The sequence below is a fragment of the Methylobacterium sp. WL103 genome (genome assembly GCF_008039885.1).
GTDB classification, from domain to species: Bacteria; Pseudomonadota; Alphaproteobacteria; order Rhizobiales; family Beijerinckiaceae; genus Methylobacterium; species Methylobacterium cerastii.
The window spans coordinates 1-6,716 of record NZ_VRUX01000218.1; the positions used below are offsets into that span (position 1 = coordinate 1).

Consider the following 6,716-nt stretch of genomic DNA (forward strand, 5'->3'; position numbering starts at 1 on the left):
GCCGAACGACGGCCCGGGCGGCGTCGGCGACCGCAAGCTCACGATCGTCAAGCGCGCCGTCGGCCGGACCGGCGCCTCGACCTTCGTCTTCCATGCGGTGGGCGCTGCCCCAGCCGAGGGCCGGCCGGTCGTTGTGTTCCTACATGGCTGGGGCGCCACCAACCCGCAGAGCTACGGCGCCTGGATCGACCACCTCGCCCGTAACGGCTGGGTCGTCCTGTTCCCGCGCTTCCAGGAGGTGAACCGAACTCGCCCGGCCGACGCGGTCGCGAACGCCGAGGGCGCCCTCAAGGTCGCGCTCGACGCGCTCTCCGCGGACGCGGACGCCAAGCCCGACCTAACGAAGGTCGCGCTCATCGGCCATCTCGCCGGAGTCCCGCTCGCCATGGACATCGCGGCGGATGCGAAGGACCAGGGCCTGCCCGCGCCAAAGCTGGTGTTCGGCGTGATGCCTGGCGGCATCGCCAGCGGGCCGAAATCGCGCGGCGTCATACTCGGCGACCTCACCAGGATCGCGCCCCAGACGCTGCTCGTCACCATGATCGGCGACCGCGACGCCCGCGCGGCCGACCTCGCGGCCCGCCGGCTCCTGCGCGAGGCGAGCGCGGTGCCGATCGAGCGCAAGCTGTTCATGCGCGCGCTCTCCGACGACCACGGCTTCCCCGCGCTCACCGCGACGCTCGCGGCGCCCGCCGGGCTCGACGCCGCCTTCGACGGCACCGCGATCAAGCTGCCGGCCGACCCGAAGGACACCAAGCCGCCGCCGTTCAAGTGGTCGGCGGACATGTCGCTCTCGGGCGAGCAGCAGACGCTCGTGGCGCAGATCAACAACGCGCGGGCCGACACCCTCGACTACCTCGCGTTCTGGAAGACCTTCGACCTCGCCGCGACCGCCGCCTTCGCCGGCCAGGACTTCACCGGCCTGAAGACCAATCCGCGCTTCGGCGACATGGAGCGCTGGGCCGACGGATGGCCGGTGAAGCGCCTGTTCGTCGAGACCCCGCGCGTGAGCCCGCCCACCGCGGCGACGAACGCGAGCTCCGTGAAACCCGCCGCGCGGCGCTGATCGCGCCGCCTGCCTCCGCGAGACCTTCGATGAAGCTGTTCCACTCGCCGACCTCGCCCTTCGTCCGCAAGGTGATGGTAACGGCCCACGAGCTCGGATTGGCCGAGCGCATCGAGCGGCTTCCGAGCGCCGTCCACCCGGTGACGCGGGACGGGCAGGTGCTCGCCGCGCATCCGCTGGCGCAGGTCCCGACCCTGATCCTCGACGGCGGCGAAGCGATCGCCGACAGCCGGGTGATCTGCGAGTACCTCGACGCGCTGGCCGGCGGGCAGCTGTTTCCGGCACCGGGCGCGGCCCGCTGGGCGGCGCTGAACCTGCAATCGACCGCCGACGCGGTGCTCGATGCCGCCCTGCTGATCCGCTACGAGCTGACGACGCGCGCCGAGTCCGAGCGCTCGCAGGCCTGGATGGACGGGCAGGGCGCCAAGATCGCCAGCGCGCTCGACTGGTTCGAGACCCAGGTCGGCGCGCTCGGCGGCGTCGACGTCGGCACGATCGCGCTCGCCTGCGCCCTCGGCTACCTCGACCTCCGCTTCGCCGACCTCGGCTGGCGCGAGGGCCGGCCGAACCTCGCCGCCTGGCTCGCGGATTTCAGCGAGCGGGCCTCGATGCGCGCGACGGCCTGATCCGGCACGCGAGCGAAGGCCGGACCCGTCGCCGCGAAGGGATCACTCAGGTTCGGCAGTACACGCCCGCACGCCCCTCCGGCGCGGTTCTTGCGGCGTACGGCATCCTCCGAGAGTGGGATGCCGAGCCATGCCCGATTTCGTCGCCGCGCTGCTTGCCGCCGCCGCCTTCTGCCTCGCGCTTATGGCACTGAACGCGCTGACGCGTCTGGTGCTCCAGTGGCACATTGCGCCGTCGGAGCTTGCTGAGAACGGTCTCCTGCAGGTCGGCGGCGCCCTGGTGCTCGCCCGCGTCGCCTACCGGCGTGCGCCGACCCGCCGCCACCCGTAGGCCCTCAGGCGCCGCGGGCCGACAGGCTCAGGGCCTCGCGCAGGTCGCCGACATCCGTGAGGTAGCGCCGCTTGAGGCGCATCGCCTTGAGGAAGCCGGCATCGGGAAACGGGCAGTAGGGCAGGACCGGCACGGTGCGGCCCTCCGGCACCGCGCCGTCGCGAGCCACCACGTCCAGCACCCCGTCGAGCAGGAGCCGGCCGTGCTCGTGCAGGAGCACTGCGGCACGGGTCGCGGTCACGTCCGCAGGCAGCGCCACCTGCGCCTGTTCCAAGATCGCCCCGGCATCGATCGCCACGGCCAGCCGGTGGATCGACACGCCGAAGGCATCCGGCCCCTCGGCCAGCGCATGAATCGTCGGCACCGGCCCGCGATGGTGCGGCAGCAGGCCGGGATGGACGTTGAGGCCGCCGAGCCGCGCGGCCGCGATCGTCGCGCCCGAGAGGATCTGGTCGAAGTGGAAGGTGACGATCAGGTCCGGCGCGTGAAGCCACAACAGGTCGGCGACCTCGGGTCCGTTGACGTCGTCCACCGTCAGCGTCGGGACATCGCGCTGCCGGCACAGGGTCGCCAGCGGCGTCGCCTCGGGCGTGCCAGTGGTCCCGGCGATCCGCTGCGTCAGCGGGGCGACGAGCCGAAGCAGGTCCGGCAGGCCGAAGTTCACCGCCAGGTACGGCAGGAAGGCCGGCCCGGAGCGGGCGAGGTGGCGCCGGACCTGGCCGACGAGGCCTCCCGTCGAGGGCCGCTCGGCGTTCGACAGGCCGACGAAGGCGATCTCGCCGGCATGGTCGGCGACGAACCGGCGCACGGCGCGCGCGTTCGGCAGCGCTTCGAGGGCGAAGAGCGCGATCCTGGGCTTGCGCATCAGCGGCGCGGACGCAGCTGGAAGCGGAAGGCCCGCATGGCGGCGGTGCGCAGGAATTCCGGCGCGACGAGGCCGGCGCGGGCGAGGTGGAACAGCACGCTCGGGAAGGTGACGATCTCCTGGTTGCGCGCCAGCCCGCGGGCGATGCGCTCGGCGGCCTGGTCGGGGCTCATCTCCAGCGGACGCCAGCCCTTGAGCTGCCCGCCCATCGGCGTCTTCACGTAGCCCGGCATCACCACGTTCACCCGCACGCCCGTCGGTGCCAGCTTGGCGCGCAAGGCCTGGCCGTGCGCCACCAGCGCCGCCTTGGTGCCGCTGTAGGAGGGTGCGTCGGCGAGCGGCGCGTATGCGGCGAGCGAGGAGATCAGCCCGATCTGGCCCTGTCCCCGCGCCGCCATGGCGGTCACGCAGGGCAGGACGACGTTGAGGCAGCCGACGAGGTTGATGTCGAGGGTCTCGAAGGCGACGTCCTCGCTCTCGACCGCGCCGGTCGGGTGCCCGCCGTTGACGCCCGCGTTGGCGATCACGAGGTCGATCGGGCAGTCCGCGTCGAGCGCCCGGATCCAGGTGCGGACCGCCTCGCGGTCGCGCAGGTCCAGGGGCACGGTCGTCGCCTCCGCGCCGCGCGCGCGGCATTCGGCGGCCACCGCGGCGAGGCGGCCGGGATCGCGGGCGTTGAGGGTGAGGCGGTTTCCGGGCCGGGCGTAGCGACGGGCCAAAGCCGCGCCGATGCCGCTCGATGCGCCGGTGATCAGGATGTGGGGCATGGTCCGGGTGCTACCGCACGCCGGTCGGCCGGATCAATATACCTCGGCGAGGCGGCCGGTCCTGGCCTCGCCCTCGCGGATCGTTCGGGCGACGGCGACGAGGGCGTCGGGAAGCGCCGCCTCCATCCGCGGCACCGTGGCGGCGACGGCCCGCGCGATGGCGGATTTGGAGAAGTAGCCGCCGTTCACCTGCGTCCGGTGCAGCACGACGCGGCGGAAATCGGCCATCAGGCCGAGGTCCGGCGCGGTCGGCGCGGTCCAGAAGCCGTCGATGTCGCCCTGATGGGTGAGGCCGGGCATGTTGTAGATCGCGGTGCCGAGCGCCATGGTCGGCCGGCCCATCTCCAGCGAGAGCATCCCGACGGTGCTGTTGACGATCACCACGCCGCGGGCGCCGGCGATCAGGCTGGGCAGGTCGCCGCCGTCGATGAAGTCGAGGCGCTCGCTCACGCCGTGGCGGCGGGCCGAGGCGCGGGCGAACTTTCGCCAGTTGATCAGGCCGGCATCGAGGGGATGCAACTTCACCAGGAGGCGGCTCGGCGCCTCCGAGGCCTCGGCGAAGGACTTGATCACCCGGTCCATGAAGCCCTCGACCCCGAGGAAGGGGGAGTGCACGCGGATCTGGTAGTCGCTGTCGAGCTGGAGCGGCAGCAGGAAGTAGTCGCAGCCGACCGCGTTGTAGATCTCGTTGCAGCGCGCGGCCTCGCGCCGGGTGCGGCCGCGGCGGGAGAACTTCTTGATCCAGCCCGCATATTCCATCGCGATGTGCGTCGGGCGGTGGCTGCGGAAGCGCGGGTAGAGGTAGGGGAAGCAGACGTTGGCGACGTTGTAGCCGACGTCCCAGATGCTGCGGAGCGCCATGTCGCCGGTGGAGGGCATCGCGCGGCCGGGCTGCGGCAGGCGCCGCGCCACCGCCCGCACCGTCTCGGCGGTCTTCGGCAGGGTCGAGTATCCGTTCACGCCGCCGAGCTCGCAGGTGATCCAGTTCGGGCGGATGTAGCCCTCTTCGAACACGTGGACGCGCAGGCCCCGTGCGACCGCGACCGCGCGGGCGACGACGTGATAGGGGCGGCAATCGCCGAACAGGACGATGTCGGTGACGCCGTGGGTGGCGACGTAGGCGTCGAGCCAGGCTTCCCAGCCTGGGCGGGTGCCGCGGTAATGGTCGGCGTCGCCGCGCCAGAACAGCCAGTCGCCGGGGCAGAAGTTGATGCGGCGCACCCGATGCCCGCGGCCGGCGAGCGCCTTCCCGAGATCGGAGAAGAAGGTCGAGGCGAGCCCCTGGAGGAAGAGGAACGTCGCCGGGCTCGCATCGGTGGGATCTGGGCGAGGCTGAAGCATTCCGGAGCGCTCTGTACCTTCAGCAGACGGGACGGGGCCGCCATCACGGGTTGCACGGTCGAGACGGCCGGGCAATCCGAAGCCGCGCCGGCCCGCCGGATTCCGGCGGACCGTGGCCGTCCGGCCACGGCGTCGGGTCCGATCGCGAACCGCCTCCGAGCTAGGTGTCAATCGCGGCGGCGATATGTCCGGGCCGTGTCGCTCCCCAAGCGTATCGCGCACTCCCTTTGCGGAAGCATTCGCCTGCGGGGGCCGAAGTGGGATAAAGCCCGCGGAGCCTGGGCAGGGGCGCGTCGCGGCCGGCGCGATCCGATGCCCATCAGCCGGCCGGCCCGGAGCCCTCGACCGACGTGGTGATGCGCCCGACCCTTCCTGCCTCGCTCTTCGCCGTCGAACCCACGGTCCGGCTGTTGCGCGCCGAGATCGAGGCCGCCACCGGCAGCCGCTTCGGCGCGCCGGGCCTGGCAAGCGCCGCCGTCGTCTGGGGCGACGGCGCGGCCGCGAGGATGCTGCGGCTGGCCGGGCGTCCGGTGCTCGTGGTCGCCCCGGGGCCGCTGCTCAGCCCCTACGACCAGGCCGCGACCGGGTTTTCGAGCCTGACCCTGACTTTTGCCGGCGCGCCCGTCGGCGGGCGCGAGGCGCCGGGCGTCCACCATTTCGACCCCTGGACCCGCGCGCCCATCGATCGCGAGGACTGCGCCGAGCGCGTCGCCTGGCTCCGGGCGCGGTTTTCCGAGAACGCGCGGCGCGCCGTCTACGTCGGCATCTCGCGCTGGAAGCGGCCGGCGCTCGACGCCTTCGCCGTCGGCCCGGCGGGCGCGCCGATCCATACCATGACCACCGCCGACGCGGTGGCCGCCGCCAAGCGTCACGACGGGCAGGTGCTCGCCTGGGCGACCCGCGCTCCGGAGGCCCTGGAGAGCGCCTGCGCGGCGGCGGGCCTTCCGCTCGCGCGGGTCGAGGACGGCTTCCTGCGCTCGGTCGGCCTCGGCGCGAGCCTGCAGCCCGGCGCCTCGATCGTGGTGGACGATCGCGGCATCTACTACGATCCGCGGCGCGAGAGCCGGCTTTCGCGGATCCTGGCCGAGGCCGAATTCCCGGACGCCCTCGTCGCGCGGGCGAAGGCGTTGCGCGAGACGATCGTCGCGCGGCGGCTGAGCAAGTACAATGTCGGGCTGGCAGTGGCGGCGGGCGACTGGCCGGCGGGGCGGCGCATCGTGCTGGTGCCGGGGCAGGTCGAGGACGACGCCTCGGTCCGCTACGGCTCGCCCAACGTGCGCTCGAACCGCGCCCTGCTCCAGGCGGCGCGGGCGCGCAACCCGGATGCGTTCCTGCTCTACAAGCCGCACCCCGACGTCGAGGCCGGGTTCCGCCCCGGTGCGATCCCCGAGGCCGAGGCGATTGCGCTCGCCGACCGGATCGTCTCGGGCCTGAGCATCGTCGACCTGCTCGACCGGGTGCACCACGTCGAGACCATGACGTCGCTCGCAGGCTTCGAGGCGCTGATCCGGGGCCTGAGCGTCGCCACCCACGGGCGCCCGTTCTATGCCGGCTGGGGCCTGACCGAGGACCTCGCGCCGGGCACCGATCGCGGCCGCACGCTCGCCCTCGACGAGCTCGTCGCCGGCGCGCTGATCCTGTATCCGCGCTACCTCGACCCGGTGGCGATGAAGCCCTGCGGCCCCGAGCAGCTGCTCGACCGCCTCAGCGCCGCCCGCGC

General features: G+C 72.9%; 7 protein-coding genes. 4 read left to right on the forward strand and 3 right to left on the reverse strand.

Annotation, left to right across the window (positions count from 1 at the left end):
- The 3 genes from FV222_RS14155 to FV222_RS14165 form a co-directional block, all read left to right on the forward strand.
- Window positions 1–1,066: alpha/beta hydrolase (locus FV222_RS14155; RefSeq protein WP_147814756.1), on the forward strand; the 1,066-nt coding region annotated here is incomplete at its 5' end.
- Window positions 1,067–1,095: 29 nt separating this feature from the next.
- A complete protein-coding gene (locus FV222_RS14160) occupies window positions 1,096–1,692 on the forward strand; it encodes a glutathione S-transferase (RefSeq protein WP_147762218.1) in 597 nt (198 codons plus the stop codon).
- Window positions 1,693–1,822: 130 nt separating this feature from the next.
- Window positions 1,823–2,023 (forward strand): hypothetical protein, encoded by a 201-nt coding sequence (locus FV222_RS14165; protein WP_147753737.1) that lies wholly within the window; start codon window positions 1,823–1,825, stop codon window positions 2,021–2,023.
- Window positions 2,024–2,027: 4 nt separating this feature from the next.
- On the opposite strand, the gene FV222_RS14170 is transcribed toward FV222_RS14165, so the two are convergent.
- From FV222_RS14170 to FV222_RS14180, 3 genes are read right to left on the reverse strand one after another with little or no spacing between them, the layout of a single operon-like run.
- Window positions 2,028–2,888 (reverse strand): formyltransferase family protein, encoded by an 861-nt coding sequence (locus FV222_RS14170; protein WP_147762217.1) that lies wholly within the window; start codon window positions 2,886–2,888, stop codon window positions 2,028–2,030.
- On the reverse strand, window positions 2,888–3,655 hold the full coding sequence (locus FV222_RS14175) for an SDR family NAD(P)-dependent oxidoreductase (protein WP_147762216.1): 768 nt from the start codon (window positions 3,653–3,655) through the stop codon (window positions 2,888–2,890). Before FV222_RS14175 ends, FV222_RS14170 begins: the two co-directional genes overlap by 1 nt.
- A gap of 33 nt (window positions 3,656–3,688) precedes the next feature.
- Window positions 3,689–4,996, reverse strand: a complete 1,308-nt coding sequence (locus FV222_RS14180) for a capsular biosynthesis protein (protein ID WP_147762215.1) — start codon at window positions 4,994–4,996, stop codon at window positions 3,689–3,691.
- A 356-nt stretch (window positions 4,997–5,352) separates the two neighbouring features.
- Here FV222_RS14180 and FV222_RS14185 point away from each other — a divergent pair.
- Window positions 5,353–6,716, forward strand: a 1,364-nt coding sequence (locus tag FV222_RS14185) for a capsular biosynthesis protein (RefSeq protein WP_147814758.1), incomplete at its 3' end; no start/stop codon positions are given.

Excerpts from the sequence above, each read along its gene's own strand:
- FV222_RS14160 (WP_147762218.1), top strand. The coding sequence starts at position 1,096 with ATGAAGCTGTTCCACTCGCCGACCTCGCCCTTCGTCCGCAAGGTGATG.
- FV222_RS14165 (WP_147753737.1), top strand. The coding sequence starts at position 1,823 with ATGCCCGATTTCGTCGCCGCGCTGCTTGCCGCCGCCGCCTTCTGCCTC.
- FV222_RS14170 (WP_147762217.1), bottom strand. The coding sequence starts at position 2,888 with ATGCGCAAGCCCAGGATCGCGCTCTTCGCCCTCGAAGCGCTGCCGAAC.
- FV222_RS14175 (WP_147762216.1), bottom strand. The coding sequence starts at position 3,655 with ATGCCCCACATCCTGATCACCGGCGCATCGAGCGGCATCGGCGCGGCT.
- FV222_RS14180 (WP_147762215.1), bottom strand. The coding sequence starts at position 4,996 with ATGCTTCAGCCTCGCCCAGATCCCACCGATGCGAGCCCGGCGACGTTC.